Below are 18,258 nucleotides of genomic sequence, written 5' to 3'. Positions count from 1 at the left end.
CCTGCGAGATCGAAGATCATTTCATGCCAAGGCTCCGGGCAACGTTGACAAGTTTAGCAGCGCTACTTACGAGCCTCGAAATCGTACAGCCAATGCAAGAATGCCTCCAAGAAACGGGAGATAAATTCCATTGATAGTTCGACTGCCGAAATTCATAGGTTTTTCCGGATTGATGATCTCCGCCTCGAAAAACCCGCTCTGGTCGCCCGTTCTAACGCTGACATCTTGAAAATCCAGGAATTCACCGGTTTCTGGCGAATATGCTTTGTATACAGCCTCCTTGATTACGAAGATTAGTTTTGGGCCAAAGCGACTGCTGGACCATTCCCGACGTTGTAGTTCCGCGGAGGTGCATATGATTGGCATAAGGTCAGCTCCGAGCGGCTCTTCATCTTCGATGTCCAATCCCAGGGCGAGGACGTTTCTTGAGCATCCCGCAACGGCGCCACAATCAGACGAAGAGTGGGAAATGCTCCCAACGACGCCTACGGGCCAAAGAGGAGCCCGATCACTTCTAGACAAGATCGGAACAGGAGTGAATCCGAGGCGGCGCAATCCCTCGCGAGCGTGATGACGTCCCCAAGCGAATTCACGCCGACGACGCAGGGACACGTTGCCTAAAATTTTCGCTTCAGGGGGAAACGGAGGAGGAGCGGGATCGTACATTGGTCCGCCCGAAAAGCTGATATCATGCGCCAAAGCGGCAGAAATGGCAGCTCCTAACGTCGCGAGCGCTTTCATAGCTGGGACAAACCCTTTTTTTTTCGAGGAGCGCGAAGTGGGACCTTTGAATTCCCGCGAGTGGTTAGCTTGCGACCACAAGAGCTTCAAGTCGCGGGAGACCAGCTCATCATGCGAGCGGCACCCCGATCTCGACCGGCGGGAAACTCCAGCTCCGCGTCCAGTTTCAACCCACAATCTGGGTTGCTCTTGAAGTGGGATGCCAGAGCGCTCGTCTAAGCTCAGCGAACTGTTGAAACATAACAAACAACGCGATCATGCCGGCGCCCAGCTCAGCGATTGCTTGACTGATCAACAGTCCGTTGAAACCCGATATGATCGGCAATAATAGTACGGCCGGTATGAAGAGATAGCCCTGCCTCGCGAAGGACACAACCGCACTGAGGCGCGCCCTCCCGAACGACTGAAGCATCGTCGTTACGAAACTCTCAAGACCAAAAAACCCAAAGAACAGATGGAAGACGATGGAGGTCGAGACAGCAATTTCCCTGACCTTATCGCTATTGCTGAACAGCCCAACCAAAGGCCGGGCAAAAATCACAACGGCCGCAGAATACGCAACGGAAAACGCGACCGTTATTGAGAGTATGAACTTCGCAGCCTTCAGTACACGAGCAAAGTCCCGTGCACCCCAGCCAAAGCCAAGGACAGCCTGCGAGCCCATACAGAAGCCGGTGATAGGCAGTGCGCCGATCGTCAAGATCCGTACAGCTATTCCCAGGGCCGCGATAGACTCGTCCCCGAACGGCGCAGCAGCTCCGTACAAGAGCATAACGGCAATAGCCGATAAAATACTGGTCGCGGACGCTGGCGCCCCTATGAACGCGAGCTGCTTGATGCGATCAGCTCGCAACGAGACGTGAGATATCCTGACGTGGACTATCCCGCGGAGCCTCGCAAAATACGCGATATAGAGGCTAACAGCAGCTATCTGAGATACCAGCGTTGCGAGGGCTGCGCCTCGCACACCGAGGTCCAGCAGAAATATGAAGATGGGATCAAGCACAGCGTTCAGTATGAAGGCGGTAACCATCGTCCACATGCTGAACCGTGTATTGCCTTCGGCCCTGACGACGAATCCGTTTACAATGTTTAGAAGCATCAATGTGTACCCAAACAAAAGCGTCGTTGTGTAGTCGAGCGCCACGGGTATAATCGTTGGGGTCGCCCCGAGCGTTACGAAGATCCCTCGCAGGTTTATAAGCAGCGCGACCGTAACCGTGATACCGATCGGAACGGCGAGCGCAAGTGCGGTGGTCGCGCCTCGACTCGCTTCCAGGTACTCTCCAGCGCCAAGATGACGAGATATGACCGACGCTGCTCCAACACCGATCCCCTGTCCAGCTGCTGTGAGCAGGACCACGATCGGGAAGGCCATGCTGACAGCTGCGATCGCCTGTGCGCCAAGCGCGCCAACAAAGATCGCGTTGACGACCTGCTGTAACGCGTTGATCGACAAGCCAACAACAGACGGAATCGCGAGCCGCAGAATGAGGCTCGACAGATTGGGGGCCGATAGGTCAATGTGCTGCATCTTCTTCGGCATCGCATCGCGATCGCTCTCGAAGGCGAATTCCGCATCTGGCTCATTCATGGGTGAACGTGTCGCGAGCTCTTCCGCATTCGCTAATCGTTTGCACCAACTCCTGTTGCAATGTTGTGCAAAGATTACGGGTCAGCTCATAACCGACTTGGCTTGAATCATACCTCGCTTCGATCTGAAGCTGGCCGGCTTGATATCCGACATCGAACCAGAACAGGTGAATCACGGACCCTTCATCCATGTCTTCGCCGATCCAGAGTCGAGAGGGTTCCCTGGCTAAGAGACGGCGTGGAAAATGGCGCTGCACACCCGCTCGATAATTCAATCCAATTCTTGGTAAGGGCAGGCGACCGACCCGGCTCCGCACGTCTGTATCTCGGTTTAAGAATTTCATGGCCCGAAACCCGATTCCCCTGCGCGGCAAGGAATTGCGCTGGCGGTATATTGAACGCGCACGATCGGGGCGGTGCTCCGTTGCTTTCAGTCTCAAGGGAAGCGGAACAAGTTCGCTGATATGGGCGATGATCTGAGATGGATCGAGATCATCAAAAAGCCGCCCACGGATTGAGGTAAGGCTATCGATCCAGAGCGAGTAGTTGCCGAAAACGCGTCCAAAGGCGCTGGATATGGCCGCAAGAAAGACATCGACGTCCTGACAATGCGCCCACCTGGCTGCAATATTGAAGAGATCAGCTGTCGCTTGTTTGTCGATCTCAAGATGGTATTTGGCCTGATCTTCCCAGAGGGATCGGCAGTTCGCTTCATCCGTGCGCCCCTCAAGGCGTGCATAGTGAAGCTCTCTCGCCGTCACCTTCGAAAAGCTTGCGCCGCCAGATGAAGCGTCGCTGATGTGAAAATCGAACTGATTGTAGTCAATCCCCTCCCAGTATTCGAGTTCGGCTGGCGCTTCGCTGTTCGCGTAGTGCTCAAGGCGCTTCAACCATGGACAGAGCGCTTGTGTGTTCTCGGGACCGCTTAGAGCATCGCCCGAGGCAAAAGCGTTGTATGCCGTATCCAACGCTTCCAGGAAAAGGCGATAGCCGATCCCGTCCGCTACAAAATGATGGATCAGGACCAGAAGATAGTAATCGCCGCTTTCCGCTGTGCGGAACGCTGTGACGCTGACAAGAGGCGTCTGGCCGTCAAACCGAAACATATGCTGACGTCTTGCCGAGATGCTCTCGATTATCTTACGCTGCTGAAGGACGTTTATTCCGACAAGATCGATCTCTTCCACCAAGCGTTCGGCCACGGAAGGCTCGATTGTCAGACGTAGGCCATCAGCAGTTCGAGCGACACGCAGTCTGAGGCCTTCGTGCCTATTCATGACATGGGCAAGGGCACGCTCCAGCGTTCGGACGTTGAGGACGCCGGCGGGCAAGTAGAACAGATCGCCGATGTTGAAGTGCTCGTCGAAGGCGGCAAGACGGTTCCAAGATGAGATTGCGGGGGTGATTGCCAATGAACCACCCGCGGAATGGGGTGTAACCGCTTCGTCTGCCGCCAATTCCCTGATAGTCGGTGTTCGATGAAGTCGCTCGACGGTGAGATTCAGCCCGGCTTTGCGCGCCAGCGTGACGCAGCGCACGCTGAGAAGAGAATCTCCGCCGATATCAAAGAAGCTCTGATCGAGTCCGACCCTCTTGGTGCCTAATAGATCCTGCCAGATCGCAGCAAGAATGCGCTCCTTCCGCGTGCGGGGCTCAGCACAGGGAGCTGGCCCCACCTCGCGGTAAGGAACGGACGACAGGCGAGAACGATCTATCTTCCCACTTGCCGTAAGGGGGATGCTGTCAACCAAACGGAAGGCGGCAGGAATCATGTAGGATGGCAATGTGTGGCGCAGGTGAGCGACGATATCTCCAGAGCTTAGACTGTGGCGAGCCGGAACCACGCTGGCGATCAAGCGGCGATGACTATCCATGCCGTCTGCGACGACCGCGGCTTTTGCGATTGCAGGATGAGACTCAAGAGCCGTTTCGACCTCCTCCAACTCAATGCGAAAGCCCCGTAGTTTGATCTGGTTGTCCGATCGGCCGCAAATCTCGAGCAGGCCGCCGGTTGAAATGCGTGCGATGTCGCCGGTTCGATAAAGAACGCTGTATCGGCCGTCATCATACGGATTCGGGATGAAACAGCGGTTGGTCCGATCTTGATCCCGCCAGTACCCAGCGCTCACGCATCGTCCGGCAATGCAGAGTTCGCCAGCAACTCCGACAGGGACTCTCCTTAACTGAGCATCGAGCACGTAGAGTTTGACGTTATCGATTGGGTGCCCAACGGGGACAACCGACGAGCCGTCGTCGGCCTCCGATGTTTCGTAGACTGCTGCATTGGATGCACATTCCGTAGCACCATAGAAGTTCCACAACGGCGTTTCAGGAAAATTCGCACGCCAGCGCCCGGGAAGCGAGGAAGGCATCGATTCGGCGCTGCTTGTGACCAGCCGCAAGGCCGTCGGTCGCGGGCGCCGTTCTTGCGAAGCGATGACGGCGGATAGGAGTGGCGGGGAGGCAAATAAATGTGTCGCACGACATCTCGCCAACGCGCATAACAGCAGATCCGGATCCAGCAACTGCTCCTGGGCTAGGATCAGCGCCGGTATACCCTTCAGAAGCCCCCCAAAGTACTCCCAAGCCGAAGCAACAAGTGATGCGGACTTCTGCACAACCATAACGTCGGTACCGTCGAACGGAAAGCGTCGCCACATCCAGTTCAGTCGATTGAGAATTGCCGATTCCGGTATAAGAACTCCTTTCGGCTTTCCGCTTGATGACGACGTGTAAATAAGGCTTGCAATTCCCTGATCTGATGGTTTGTCCCTGCGCCCAAAATCGTGCGCGGGCACGCTCGACCCCTCTAGGCTCAATAGACAGACCGACGGCACGTCGAAACGAGGCTCGGCGGCATTTGCGTGAACCAAGAGCTTTGCCTGACTATCTCGCAGGATATGTTCGATCCGATCACGCGGATAATCCGGCGATATCGGGACAACAATGGACCGCAAGGCTCGTGCCGCAAGAATAACCGCGGCCACGTCGGGCGACCGGTCGACAAGCATGGCAATCATATCGCCAGCTCCCACGTCCGAAGCCCGCAGTAGCGATCTGATAGCTGTTACGCGCTCGCGCAGGTGGCCGAATGTGATCTCACCGAACTTACCGAAATATGCCACCTGGCTCTGATTCGAGACGCAGATTTGCTCGAACGCCTCGACAAGCGGGCATTCAGTCTCATATGGCTGCGCCGAGCCAACCAGCGAGTCCAGCATAGCGACGTCTGACGCGCTGAGGCAGCTCAGATTCTTAATGGGCGCAAGCGACTTCTCAATGCAAGCTGCGATCAGACCGCGCAGATTGTCGGCCATGCGAACAATCAGATCGCTCGAAAATATGTCTTCCGCATACGCTAGCTGGAGAGCAATTTCATCGCCCTGATCTTGTGCGTACAATGTCAGATCGAATTTTACATAGCCGGTATCATATTCGCGGAATGTCAGATCCAACTCATGTTGGCCGGATGGCTCGGCGGCCTCGGAGTACATGTTGAACATGACCTGGAAAATCGGTGAGCGGCCGGCTTCGCGAAATAGACGGGCATCCCTCACCATCCAGCCGAATGGATATGCCGAATTTGCGATGGCAGTGCTAACTAGATCCTGGACGCGCAACGCATGAACCACAAAGGACTGGTCGACATCGATCGCGGTCCGGATTGGCAGCATATTCAGGAAAAAGCCAATAATTACGTCGCTGCCTGGTTGATCCCGTACGACGTGAGGTATGCCAACAATAATATCGTCCTGACCGCTATACATCCGCAGCAGCAGCTTGAAACATGAAAGGAGTGTTGTCGACGTGGTGCATCTATGGCGGCGCGCAAACTCCCGGACCTGATTGGAGAGCTCGCTGCCAAGCAGCACCGCATGCGAAGCGCCGCGATAGGAATTTGTCTGCGGCCGCGCTCGTCCCGTTCCGAGCGAAAGAACCGGCGGATCATCGCCAATCTGATTACGCCAATAACTCCGTTGCTTGGCTAGCGCCTCCGGCGTCGTGTGTTGGATTTCCCAGAGGGCATAGGTCGAGAGTGACGCCCGGATTTCTGGCAAGAACGCCGCAGCATCTACGTACCTTTGTCGAAGGTCCCTGAGCAGAACGGAGATCGACCAGGCATCGATGATGATTTCGTGAGCGGTGATCAGTATCAGATGGTTGTCAGGGCTAAAACGGATCATACGCGCGCGAAATAAGTGGCCTTGGCCGAGATCAAAATTGGCGTTAAGCTCTGTTCGTCGCAGCTCCGCGATCAGCTCCTCTGCTTCCTGCGCCGTGAGATGAGATGCATCAGCCAGTTCAAGGCTTGCGCATTGAGGAACACCGAAACATTGAAGCGGACCTTTCTCGTCGATGAAGCGTGCAGAAAATGCCTGATGGGAGTGAATGACATCGGTCCAGGCGCGATTGAACGCGGCCAAATCGATGCTGCCCTTTATTCGCAGCCCGCCCTGAATGATGTAGTTCCTGGCAGACGGATCAAACTGTGAGAGAAACCATAGGTGCTCCTGAACTCGCGTGAGGGGCGCTCGCGTTAGCCTACCGTGCGTCGGGACTGTGCACGGCTTCGATTCGACTGGAGCCGAGATCGACGCCGCAAGAGATCGGATCGTTCCATTCAGAACGCGCCTGAAATCCGCTCTCATTCCGAGCAAGGTCTGCACCTGGCCCAATATAAGCATCGCCCGAAGCGAGTCTCCGCCGAGACTTATGAACTCGTCATTCACGCCAATGTTCTCAATGCGCAGAACGCCGGACCAAATTTGACACAGCTGAGCTTCGAGCTCTGTTTGCGGCTCCTCAAATCGAGTCGGCAAGAAAGGGCGAACACTGGCCGGGTCCGGCAAGGCTCCAAAATCGACTTTTCCGTTTCTGGTCAGTGGAATACTGCCGACGTGGATGAATCTTTCTGGAAGCATGTAGGTGGGAAGCGCTTCGGCAAGAAAGTTCTGAAGCTCGCCCTCGCTCACCTCAGCCGGGGCCGACACGTATGCGATAAGTCGCCGCGATCCAGTTTCTCCCTCAGCCCTGGTTATGTTTCTCGCCGTAAGCTTCACGCCTGCGCAGGCGGAGGCGACCACGACGGCGCCACGTACCGAATGATGAGCGCAAAGGCGGGCCTCGATTTCTCCCAGCTCAATTCTGTGCCCGCGAATTTTCACCTGACGGTCCCGTCGACCGAGACATTCCAAGAGGCCGTCGGAACGAGCGCGCCCGAGATCACCTGTCCGGTATAGACGCTGGAACGAAGGATCGTTCGAGAACGGGTTTGGCCCAAAGGCATCCTTGGTGCGGTCGTCGTCATTGACGTAACCAGCAGCGACACCAACGCCGCTAACACAGATCTCGCCGACCTCTCCCGGGTTGCACAGCCGCGGTCCGTCCGCGACATAAACCTCTAGGTTGGAAATCGCTTTGCCGATCGGCACATAGAGGTCAGTCAGCGCAGGGGGGACGGAAAGCAGATGATGCGCAACGCCGTCCGCGCACTCGGTCGGCCCGTAGTGGTTGAGAATGGGGACCAGAGGATATAAGGTAAGCCACGCGCGCGCCAGTCCCGGCGTGAGAGGTTCTCCGACCGTAGAAATAACCCGCAAACCGTTCAGAGCTCGCTCAGCGGCCGCAAGCGATTGCAAATATTCAACAAACACCGCAAGCATCGACGGAACGAATTGAACAACCGTCACGCCACCTTGTTGAATTGATTGGAGAAGACCAACTGGCGATTTCAGGGTCGCATCATCGATGATAGCGCTACAGCCGCCGACGCAAAGCCCCGCCAGAAGCTGCCACAGCGAGATGTCAAAGCAGTGCGACGCTGTCTGCGCGACGCAATCCGTCCGGCTTAGGGTTAAAGCGTCAATTTTTGCCGCCAAATGATTATTCAGCGCTGCGCGCTCGATCATTGCGCCCTTGGGGCGGCCCGTCGAACCAGACGTAAACAGAATGTAGGCAAGTCCATTCCCGTTCGATGATGGCGCAAGAGACGACGCTTGGCCTTCGCGCAGCGCCGCCTCAATCGTCACGAATTGCGTGATGGCTTTGCTGTTCACCTGGAGTTGGCTAAGCGACGCCAGCCGGTCTGGACCAATAATCAGAGCGCAGCGGCTCTGCTCGATCATGAATGATGTACGGGAAGCGGGTAACGACGGATCGAGCGGCAAGTAGGTTGATCCAGCCTTCAAGATTGCGACGACAGTCGTCGCCCAATCGAGGTCCCGCTCACCCAAATAGGCGACCACCGCGCCGTGAGTCCCCCTCTCTCGTAACGTCCTCGCAAGGGCATCCGATCTTAAGCGCAGCGCCTTGTAGGTGAGTGCGTCTGCGCCGTACCTCAGGGCAACCCTCTCGGGATCCGAAGATGCAAGCCGATTGATCTGCATGATTGGATCGACCGGTTGACGTTCCTCAACAGGGTTTTTGTCCGATCGATTTTCCTTACGCATACGCCTTCCGCCATTCGTCGCCCTGTGTGGCCCTTGAATCAGAACACCGAGGGTCCTGAATGGCGGGTACATTTCTCCACCCTGGTTCTGCCAGTCATAATATGCCGTTTTGACTAATTGTTAGCCTGTCGTCCTTTGCGCTCACTGTTTCCTCGATAATCGGCAGGGGAATACGACCGAACGCTAGGGCCTCAAGTTGGCGGTCGCATCTACCTGATCTGGTAGTAGACACGCAATCGTCTGCATGCCACCCGCAATCAACGCGCCCAGAGACTCGGTTTTGGCTTGTGAATTCTTGCATGTGCTCTCCTGATGAAAGAAGACCTGACGCTCGCCGGGTTACATGTTGCCTACGGTCCCCAAGCGATGACGTCGACATCAAGACGGATGCGTGTTTGTTTTTCCACGAGGCGGTTGCGTAGCCGCTGAGGGGCAGTTGTAGGTGCTCGAACATTTTGACGCTTTTGGCTTTGTAGGGTTCTGCTGTAGGTCGGGAAGACTGAAACTTGCTTTGACGCGATGAAAAGGATTGTCGAGCATGCATCTCGCGGCGGCCAAGCGGCACTACACAAGCTTCAATTACCGCTCGGAACGCGTACCGGAGCGCCCTTTCGGGTACTCTAGAGGTTGCCCTCCGCGACCAGAGATGACGTTTCCGAGTGCGGGGCAGCGTAACGAGTCTTAGGCGTGCAGAACCAGCCACCGCGAGGTCCTTAATCTGCCGATGTTCGCAGCCGCTTAGCACCACAGCGAAGCCGGAGCCGGCGTGTTACAGGCATTCGTGGCAAGCTGGAAGACACTGACGGCGAGCCTTTCCCGCCGTGCCGCGTTGCGTGACCGATCGCTCGTGACGACTTCCCGCGAGCCGGACTTCGATAACCCCAGCGTAGCTCGTGCGCTGTGCGGGCAGATGGGTCCAGCGTCCAGGCCGGCTCCGCTCGTCGGTAAGAACCAGTGGATTATACCGGTTCGCATCAGCCTCGATAGGTGAGATCGAAATTCTGTCGAAACCAACGAAAGGCTCCTTCTACTCTGCAGCGAGGAAGGCGGCTTCCTGCCGCGCAGCATGTCGTCGGTACGTACAGAGCGATTGTCAGCTTTAAGACCATTGTCCACAACTTGACGCATGCACCTGGTACGAAGCAACTCGAGACTCCTCAATTTCCAAGCGGCACGCTGCTTGCTTCATTCGCGGCGCTATCACCGATGCAAGCTCGAAAGTGCTCGGTTGTGGACAGAGATTGCGCCGCGGAGTGTTTGATGCGATCTGGAGTTCGTTCTGGGGGAGCGACAACGATTGCGCTGGTCGCAAGCGGCGTAGCCCATTCGGCGGATCTTGAGCCAGCAGTACGTCTGTCATCGGCTCCGTGGAGCTTGTCCGGAGGATATATTGGCGGGCACGTCCGCGGTGGTTGCGGCCAAAAATGCTTCACTAATCCCGACATTCCGTCTGTCTATCACGGTGGCATCGATACCCATGCGTTCCTTGCAGACGACAAGATCGGCTACAACTCCCAGAAAAACAGTTCGGTGTTCGGCCTCAAACGTGATGCCTGGGGCGCTGTCTCTAACTGCACAAATACCTGCCTCGCCGCCTCCCGCATAGCACTGAGCGCAAACAAGGCGAGTCCAATCGTCTCTGTCACCGCGGCCGGTCGCCTCGGTTACGCTCTGGGCACGCACAGCCACACCCTAGCCTACCTCAAGGGAGGCGTGGCTTGGCAAAGCAATCGAGGCGAGGTCATAAATAACAACGAGTTTCGCCAATGTCGGCGACGGCGCGCTCGGCTTTTACAAGACGCTCGACGAGGTCTTTCCTGGCACAGGGCACAACGATGCTGGGTACACAAGACCGCGAACCTCCAGTGCCACCGTCGTTCAGGCCACCACGAAGAGGGATTTGCGCGAGGTCTATTGGCCGCGAATCGAGCGTTCGCGCGAAGCGGCGACCGAACTATTTGCCGACAAGTATTGCGCCAAGTACGGCCGGGCATTGAATGCCGACGCAGCGCTGGCCTTCCACCATCTTCTTGGCGAACAGAGATCTCTTGTGGACCACCAATTCAATCGAGAGCGTGTTCGCCACGGCAAGACAGGACCACGCAGACGAAGTGCTCCTGGTGCCAACCGCCCCAGGCCAAAGGTGTTTGAGCTGGTGATCGAAAAATAAAGGCCTGGCGGTGGCTTAAGGCACAAAGAGGTGCCGAAGGTCGCAGTTGTCAGATTCAGCGACGGCATTCACGTAATCAAGGTGCCGAGCGGGCCTGATCACCTCGTCACCTAAATCCCAAATAGCTCAGCTTAATGGGCCCATAATTCAATGGAGATTTCTGAGTGACTATTGATAGCGAGAAAGAAACCACGCCGTCTCTGTCCTCCGGTGCGACGCATATGCTCATCGACCTATGGGGAGCGAGGAACCTTGACGATCCAGTCATTGCCGAAGACGCAATCCGAAAAGCCATCCTGGCGGCGAGTGCGACATTGCTCCATCTTCATGTTCATAAGTTTTGTCCGGGTCACGGCGTCTCCGCAATAGCCTTGTTGGCCGAATCGCACATCGCCTTACACACCTGGCCTGAGAGGTCCTACGCGGCCGCCGATGTTTTCGTATGTGGCAACAGCGATCCTGAGAGCGCCGTCCCAATTTTAGTTGAGGCCTTTCAGCCCGAACACTCTGACGTTCGTCGCTTCCGCAGAGGCGTGTCAATCAAGCCAACGCGTTGAAGCAGCTGTCGATCTCCTTGGATTGGCCGCGGAGGCTGCTTCGCTCGCGCAGGCGTCGCGTCAGCAGTATTGCGAAAGCCGATTTGGGGCCCGCCCTTCGCAATCTTGCGGACGATGGCGGGGATGACAACGACCGGAGCAGCTTGGGTGCTCGATATCTTCACCTGAGCGTCGTCGACGAATGAGGCATCATTCAGTTTTTATCATCTTGAAGCCGTGTCATGTCGCAACGATGACGACCTAGCGCGCGGCGCTGTTGCAATGCGTGTCTCCTCAAAGAACTGAAGAAAGTTCTATCGAATAGAGTTCTTCCATTTTGCTCGCAGTCGCTAGCCAGTGCAGATATAGCCGTTTTGCATACAGCTTGCCGAGTGGCATCTCGCGACTTCGATAAAGCGTCGGATCGTAAGCACGCTTTCCTTGAGCAGGTTTATTCTATCGCAAGACGTTTTCGTGGACAAAGTCAGTTGGGTTCAGAACGCAGACGAGCTCTGCTTGGATTAAAAGTAGACGCAAAAGTGACATATCCCCGACATCAAACTCGGTAGCTGCGACGTCGATGCGCACTCAGATCAATTGTGCTTCTCAATTGTTTTTGATAGCACTGTGTCGCCCGTGCACTTTTTTAGGTCGCACGAGAAGCGTACGTAGGTTTTCGCCGAAGTGGACATCAACCTGTGCGCGTATCGGCGACACCTTGAACTGCCGGGAACAGCAACATGCAAGTGAAAGAACAACTCGATAGAGCCGTTAGCGACTTCATCTGGAACATCGTTGAGGTCCATTCCCAACTCGAGGAAATACACAAGAGTTGGGCTCAGCTACTAGGCATAACCGAAGCGCAGTGGTTGATCCTCATGGCCATCGACGAACTCGATGAAGGTCGAGGCGTCTCGGGAACAGCGGTTGCGAACAAGCTGCGAATCCATCCTGCTTTTGTTACCAACCAAACAAAGAAACTCGAACAAATGGATTTCCTGGCCCGTGTGACCTCGCCTGATGATGCGAGATACCTACAGATCTCACTGACGCAAAAGGCGCGGGCGGAAATCAGGAAGCTGTCAATCAAACGACAAGCTCTCAACGCCGCGATGCTTGACGGGCTCGACGAGGAGTCTCTTCACTACGTCAATAAACGGCTACTCTTAATTGCTAAGAACAGCCGATTGGCATCTCAAAAGCTGAGTATCGGAATATTGTAGATCTAAATGACGCGGTGCTGAGCTAGCATCAGAGCCTGCTCGCTCGGCACCACGACTTGAACCGCGGCGCCTAGGCCTGCTGAGCCCGCAACTTGACGAATACACGATGATGCGTCGAAAGTTGTGATCTACCGCTGAGAGGACGATGTCCATCGCGCCGCTGGCGCGCTTTTCGATTTAGCAGTTGGTGGGATGATCCTTGCGCGAAATTCCACCCTTGGCCGCAGCGAAACGCGAGCTGCAGAGCCTTTGGGCGCGCGTCTTCGCTTGGTTGCGATTGCTTTTTCGACCGGCGGCAACGATGGCCCGTATGCTGATGGATATCGTGATCGCGTCGCAGATGATTTTCGTAAAGATCATCGTGATCGGCGTCATGCTGACGATCGCGTTGACGTTGTTCGGTCAGCACAAGGTGCTGGCTGCGCGCAATGCGTGTCGACCATGGAGGGGGCGCCTTGAGACCCGAGAGATCCAGTCCGCTTCACGCTGGTGCGCGAGGATAGGTCGCGGGCCGTGAACCGCTGGCTCCGCCCAAAGAACGCCAGTCCGGCCCCGTGTCCGAGCATGTCGGTCTCAGCAAGGGGGAGGCTAGAGGGGGGAAGCTAGGTTCCAGGTTCCAAATAGTGGATGGGAACATTTTTTTGATGAGCCATTGATTTTGCTTTTGTTACCATTTTGCCGAAATGGACACAAAGACTTGCAGAGGCTATTGAGGCCCATTTCAGCGAGCCTCTGATCAAGGCCGGCGCGACTGCAGCAGCCGAGGATGAATCATTGCTGCAAGCCCTCGATGCATACGCGCGCCGCACTGAGCGGGAGGATATGAGCCAACCCAATGGCTCGCGCTATTCGCACTCCGCTTGGGCGCCGGCGCTCTGGACCAATCTGGGCCTCTCCTATCGTCACGACGGTTACTTCTCGCGCGCCCTCAACGCCTCGCAAAGGGCCTGGGCCGAAGGCCGACTAGTTGCTCAGATTGGACTTCTACAGAGCAACCTCCCTGGGATTGTTCGGGCGTCATATCGCCCATGTATGTCGACGCGAGCTTGTCCGCCGTACATTCGTTTGCAAGTAATGCCTCATGGCCACGCTTATGGCGTCTCCTGATGTGAGGCAAAGGTGTGAGAAGTTATACTGACGATATCGCCTGTGGCAACGGAATACAGCAGCGCGAGCGGCGCGAGGACTCAACAATGAATAGAGAGCGAGCTCAGCACAAGCTTGTGCTCTAGCCATCCGAAGATTCGATCGTCGGAGGTCACGAAATTTTCGACCTCTCCTCCGTCGGTCGTGATCGTCCGTGGTATGGCCAACTGCAGATCAATGGGTGCGGCCGCGCCGTTACGCAGCAGCTTCATCGCTTCCGACGCGCTGACGATGCCGCGGCCACCTGCTACCACGAGAACAGGGCATCTCAACCGCCGGAGCAACCGCAAGCGACGGGCCGAAATCACTTCCTCGTCCGGCACATCTGTGGTTCCGGTAACCCAGTCGACAGACGCCAGCATCCGAGCCAAATTCCAGAGGCCACCGTCACAGACCGCTGCGGCAACGCGGCTGTCGGATGCAGCGAAATCGGATGCCATGGCAGCGGATAACCCGTCTCCATAGATGCCTATACGAGCAGCATCAATGTCTGACCGGGCTGCTAAATAATCCGCACAGCAAGACAAGTACATGTCCGACTGACCGCGCCGGGTATTTGAGACGTCCTCGTGAGCGACAACAAGGACGGACATGCCTCGATCCATCACAACGGGCAAGAGCCTTCCAAGCAGCGTCGTTGCCGGCTCCTCTTCCGTGCTGATGCAAATAATTGCTGGGGCGCTAGAGCTGCGACCGTCTGCGGGCAAGTAGTGCGCGACAATCTCACCTTGATCGCAGCACTCGATTTGCACTCGCTCGATCTTCTGTTCCAAGGCTCCGAATTTTTGAATGACAGCGTTGATTTTGGCCGGAATGCCTGCGCTGTCTGAAGCGTCTTCACATGCCAAACGCCTTGCAACTTCAAAGGCGGTTAGCGCGCATAGCCAATCTTGTGCCGCCTCATCAAGGTATCCCTTTTCCCGATTCGTATCACCAAGGACCCGATGGGCATCTCCGATGTTTATCCATCTAATGACCCATTCAGTTCGGCTGATACCTGTGCAGGCGGCTTCGAGATTGTTGAGGAACGCCGCAGCGCCCCATCGCGTGGATCTAAGATCGCCCCTCACCTGGGGCCACGCAGCGTCGTCCATCCCATTTGCCCCTTGGTGCGGATCTGAAGAGATAGCCGGTTCTATAGCGCCAGCTTAGCTCCACGTGTCACGGAGACAGTAGCTGACATCGCTGGAGAAACTTCGCAGTATTAAGCCATGTAGCGCTGCAATTCTGCCTTTGGTCGCGAGCGCGCGCAGTTTTTCATCCACCTCCGTTCCGCTGCACCAGACGATCCGCGACTCAGTAAACTTGGCGCGAACCGCAAAGCCCTTGGAACTATAAACTGCCAGCAGTGCCGAGCCCTACGACGCCTCTATTGGCGCCGACTAGGAGACCAGCGCCACGATGAAAGCGGCTTGGTTCGCACTTCAAATCCTTATCACGCAAGGGGTATGGTAAATCATCACGCTAGGAGATTGACGGAGCTTTCAGCCCTTTGCACAATGTTAGCACAAGAGCCGGTTTAGCACGCTTCGCGTGAGCCAACGAAAGACATGCGTCACGCTGCAGGACGGACACCCGCGTTGCGCGCTTCCGCTGGCGATCGCTTTGCGTCAATCGGTGCTCGAGGTCAGCAGTTCGCGACTAGTCCAGCAGGGCAAAAGACTAAAGTCGAGCAGATCTATCAGTACCTGACTGCAACAAGATTTCGTCAGCGCGTTGAGGCCGTCGTCGAAAAGTTCAACGACATGCGCGACGACCTGGACAAGGAACGCAAGTTCATGAGCCGGCAGTGGGCCCAAGCGCGAGACGGATCGTCGCCGTCATCGAGTCCACCGTCGGCGTGGTGGAGGACTTGCAGGCGATCGCCGGAAAGGCGATGCCGGAGATTGCCTTGCTGGAAGTGCCCGATTTGGAGACTCGTGACGGGCCGCCAGAAATCCTGGGGCGGGACATAGCGTTCGGTGCGATAGATCGGGCGGGCTGATGAGTTGGAGACTATCTTATCTGGAGCACCCTATCAGCAGACCGGTGCCGTCCTTCGAAACGTTCGCACGACCATGGACGGCTCCGAGCGCTCAGGAAAGTCGGTTCGGAATCAGAGGATGGCACTGCGCCCTCTGTTCTTGAAGACGTGATCGGCACGAAGCCGATCTGAAAGCCGAACGCACGTCCGATCTTTTGAAGAGTTTCGGAAGTCGGGTTCGCCACCCCGCGCTCGATTTCGGCGACCTGACGTGTCGTAAGTTTGAACAGTTTCGCGAACTCGGGTTGCGAAAGCCCGAGCGCGTGACGCATCTCTGCGACAGCATGCGGAAGCCGTAGCTCGCCTGCCCGCGCCTTCGCCGAAACGGCGGCGCGGCGCTCTCGAATCTCGACTTTGGTCGGTTTGCGCCATCTCGGCATGTCGATCACCTGTTGCGGGGAACGTTCCCCAATTTCGCGACACCGTCCGCCATTTCCTTGTTCCTGATGATTGCATTCTGCACGACGGCCTCGGGTACCTCGTGCTGGCGCGCGAGGTCAGGCAAAGCGCGCAACAGATTCTCCTTCGCGGCCAAGCGCTCCATCAGACGATCGGCAGGAACTCCGGGAGCGGCGACGGCTTCGCAGACTTGCCGCCAATCGGGGGGCGTATCCCGGTTCTGTAGTCGCATGCATTCCCAGGTCGTAGACCTAGGAATGGCCGAAGCATCGAGCTTCATCGGACAGAAGTCGAAGAGTGGAGACAGCCGGATTGTTTCATCGGGAAACTTCCGAAAGGCGGTGTTGCGGCCATGATTGTCCGGATTTCCCATCGCCAAATTGAGGATGTCCCTCAGCAGATATTCGACGGTGTCTTCGAAAGGATCTGCCGATACCTCTTGGATGAGCTTGAGGTACGCCTCATGATGCCTCCTTGCGCCGAATTCTGCGACACCAAGCGCGGATACGAGACTCTCCTGGCCGTAGCGCACCAGTCCTTTGTCGGTGACCAGGCGGTCGAAGCGAGGGATGACGAGCACCCCGTCGCCATAGGTATTTTCACCTTCGACGATCAGGCCAAAATCCTTGGCTACTTTCAGGTAGCCGGCTTCGGCCTCAAGAATGCGTTTGTCGATCGCTTCGCCGCTGCGTAGAAGCTTGGCGATGACGTGAGCGCGGCGTCGTGCCACTCGCCGTTGAAAAACGTCTGAATCGTCAAGTCCATGACACACCCATTGTAGGGGTTTATATATCCCGGCTGCGTGGATATTCAACCCTTCTAGTGGGTTGAAACACATAAACATCGGAGACTATCCGGGCATTATGATGGGTTGATTGACGGATCGTAACCGCGCGGAATTGCAGAGTGGAAAAGGTGTGTTCGGCCGGTGACCGGTGACCCTAGTTTCCCCACCGTGGGATCAGGAAAGACCCTGCCCTTCGCCCCCTCGGCTTCGGAAGGAATAGCTTGCGGATCGACGGATGATCTCTCGGCATGATGCCGCGCTGACGACCGTTTCCGTGGGTCGCCTACCGCCTTACGAAGGGCTAGGTCTTCACCTCCGTCAAGGAAACCGACTGTTCCTGAAGTTCGGCAACTTTCCAGTGATGGCGGACGCAAAACAGTAGATGATGTAGTCCTCTCCGCCCACACTGTCGACGTTGTGCGGATCGCTTTGCGCGCGTTCGACATGCTCGGCCAGATTGCTGACTTGGAGAACGTTCGCGATGATCTGGTTGCGCTTGGCGTGCGTATGCTCCGAAATCGTGGCCGCCTGTGCCGCGAGCAACCAGATGTCGCGTGGCGTCGATTTGTTACCCAAGTCGCGGACGACATGTTCGAATTCGTTGGCGCCCCATTCCGGCGCTGTACCTCGGACCTGCAGGTAATAGAGCCAAGGGCTATCCCGGAAGCCCTCGCCCGATGCATGTTGAGTTTCAGTCAATGGCCCGAGATTCGGTGGCATATCTTCCGTGAAGCCACTCAAGAGCCTGCAGATGTTGACTGCGGTCTTTCGTCCGTCGCGGTGCTTGCCGAAGAAACGGCGCAGGAATTTCGAGACTTCCGGCGTTGCGAACTCCACGGTATTTAGGAGTCCCTTTGCTCCGCTGCCGCCCGACGTGGAGTAGGCGGTCCGGAACAAATGCTCGGCAGCCAGAAACTCTTGGATCGAGCGATGGCCGAAATAGACGTGTCCGCCGTATTTCTCGACGAGGCAGCCGGCCATCAGTTCGCGCCTTAGGGCGTCATCATCAAACTCGTGAAAGATGCCTTCGACCGCGTTGCGGCAGATGGACATCGGGATATTGTCGATCGATGCTCCGATCGCAGATTGCTTCGTCAGCAGCCACTACGATACGGCTGCATTGAACTTCGCGTGGACTTAAGGAAACGGCCTCAGCGGCTCCGGGGGGATATGCTGAGGCCGCACCTACGC

12 protein-coding genes and 1 pseudogene are annotated in these 18,258 nt (G+C 56.4%); 6 read left to right on the top strand and 7 right to left on the bottom strand.

Annotation, left to right across the window (positions count from 1 at the left end):
- Positions 1-66 precede the first annotated feature (66 nt).
- The 3 genes from SO180_RS21060 to SO180_RS21050 all read right to left on the bottom strand — a co-directional run bounded on the left by SO180_RS21060 (position 67) and on the right by SO180_RS21050 (position 8,783).
- Positions 67-741: a 4'-phosphopantetheinyl transferase family protein gene (locus tag SO180_RS21060; protein ID WP_449380747.1), complete on the bottom strand. Its 675-nt coding sequence runs from the start codon at positions 739-741 to the stop codon at positions 67-69.
- Between the two features lie 166 nt (positions 742-907).
- Complete coding sequence (locus SO180_RS21055; protein ID WP_449380746.1) at positions 908-2,335, bottom strand: MATE family efflux transporter; 1,428 nt, start codon at positions 2,333-2,335, stop codon at positions 908-910.
- On the bottom strand, positions 2,328-8,783 hold the full coding sequence (locus SO180_RS21050) for an amino acid adenylation domain-containing protein (RefSeq protein WP_449380745.1): 6,456 nt from the start codon (positions 8,781-8,783) through the stop codon (positions 2,328-2,330). Before SO180_RS21050 ends, SO180_RS21055 begins: the two co-directional genes overlap by 8 nt.
- Before the next feature lie 1,900 nt (positions 8,784-10,683).
- Between SO180_RS21050 and SO180_RS21045 the strand changes: the two genes are divergently transcribed.
- The 4 genes from SO180_RS21045 to SO180_RS21030 all read left to right on the top strand — a co-directional run bounded on the left by SO180_RS21045 (position 10,684) and on the right by SO180_RS21030 (position 13,229).
- Positions 10,684-10,953 carry a hypothetical protein gene (locus tag SO180_RS21045; protein WP_449380744.1) on the top strand — a complete coding sequence of 90 codons (270 nt, stop codon included), beginning with the start codon at positions 10,684-10,686 and terminating at the stop codon, positions 10,951-10,953.
- A gap of 164 nt (positions 10,954-11,117) precedes the next feature.
- The gene (gene speD, locus SO180_RS21040) at positions 11,118-11,510 is read left to right on the top strand and encodes an adenosylmethionine decarboxylase (RefSeq protein ID WP_449380743.1); all 393 of its coding nucleotides are present in this window, start codon (positions 11,118-11,120) and stop codon (positions 11,508-11,510) included.
- A gap of 719 nt (positions 11,511-12,229) precedes the next feature.
- Positions 12,230-12,712: a MarR family winged helix-turn-helix transcriptional regulator gene (locus tag SO180_RS21035; protein ID WP_449380742.1), complete on the top strand. Its 483-nt coding sequence runs from the start codon at positions 12,230-12,232 to the stop codon at positions 12,710-12,712.
- Positions 12,713-12,929: 217 nt separating this feature from the next.
- On the top strand, positions 12,930-13,229 hold the full coding sequence (locus tag SO180_RS21030) for a hypothetical protein (protein WP_449380741.1): 300 nt from the start codon (positions 12,930-12,932) through the stop codon (positions 13,227-13,229).
- A 670-nt stretch (positions 13,230-13,899) separates the two neighbouring features.
- Here the strand turns inward: SO180_RS21030 and SO180_RS21025 are convergent.
- Positions 13,900-14,952: an alpha/beta hydrolase family protein gene (locus SO180_RS21025; protein WP_449380740.1), complete on the bottom strand. Its 1,053-nt coding sequence runs from the start codon at positions 14,950-14,952 to the stop codon at positions 13,900-13,902.
- 456 nt (positions 14,953-15,408) lie between these two features.
- On the opposite strand from SO180_RS21025, the pseudogene SO180_RS21020 reads away from it, so the two are divergent.
- Positions 15,409-15,603: pseudogene (locus SO180_RS21020) on the top strand (hypothetical protein); the annotation flags it as partial.
- Between the two features lie 44 nt (positions 15,604-15,647).
- Entirely contained in the window at positions 15,648-15,842 is a 195-nt protein-coding gene (locus SO180_RS21015) for a hypothetical protein (RefSeq protein WP_449380774.1), read from the top strand.
- An 11-nt stretch (positions 15,843-15,853) separates the two neighbouring features.
- On the opposite strand, the gene SO180_RS21010 is transcribed toward SO180_RS21015, so the two are convergent.
- From SO180_RS21010 to SO180_RS21000, 3 genes are all read right to left on the bottom strand, one after another.
- A complete protein-coding gene (locus SO180_RS21010; RefSeq protein ID WP_449380773.1) occupies positions 15,854-16,153 on the bottom strand; it encodes a helix-turn-helix domain-containing protein in 300 nt (99 codons plus the stop codon).
- A gap of 113 nt (positions 16,154-16,266) precedes the next feature.
- Positions 16,267-17,010: a HipA domain-containing protein gene (locus tag SO180_RS21005; RefSeq protein ID WP_449380739.1), complete on the bottom strand. Its 744-nt coding sequence runs from the start codon at positions 17,008-17,010 to the stop codon at positions 16,267-16,269.
- 375 nt (positions 17,011-17,385) lie between these two features.
- Positions 17,386-18,120, bottom strand: a complete 735-nt coding sequence (locus tag SO180_RS21000) for a hypothetical protein (RefSeq protein ID WP_449380738.1) — start codon at positions 18,118-18,120, stop codon at positions 17,386-17,388.
- Positions 18,121-18,258: the final 138 nt, after the last annotated feature.

The organism is Bradyrhizobium sp. UFLA05-112, from assembly GCF_053572325.1.
Note: the sequence above shows the minus strand (reverse complement) of the source record. Positions and strands in the feature narration are given on the sequence as shown.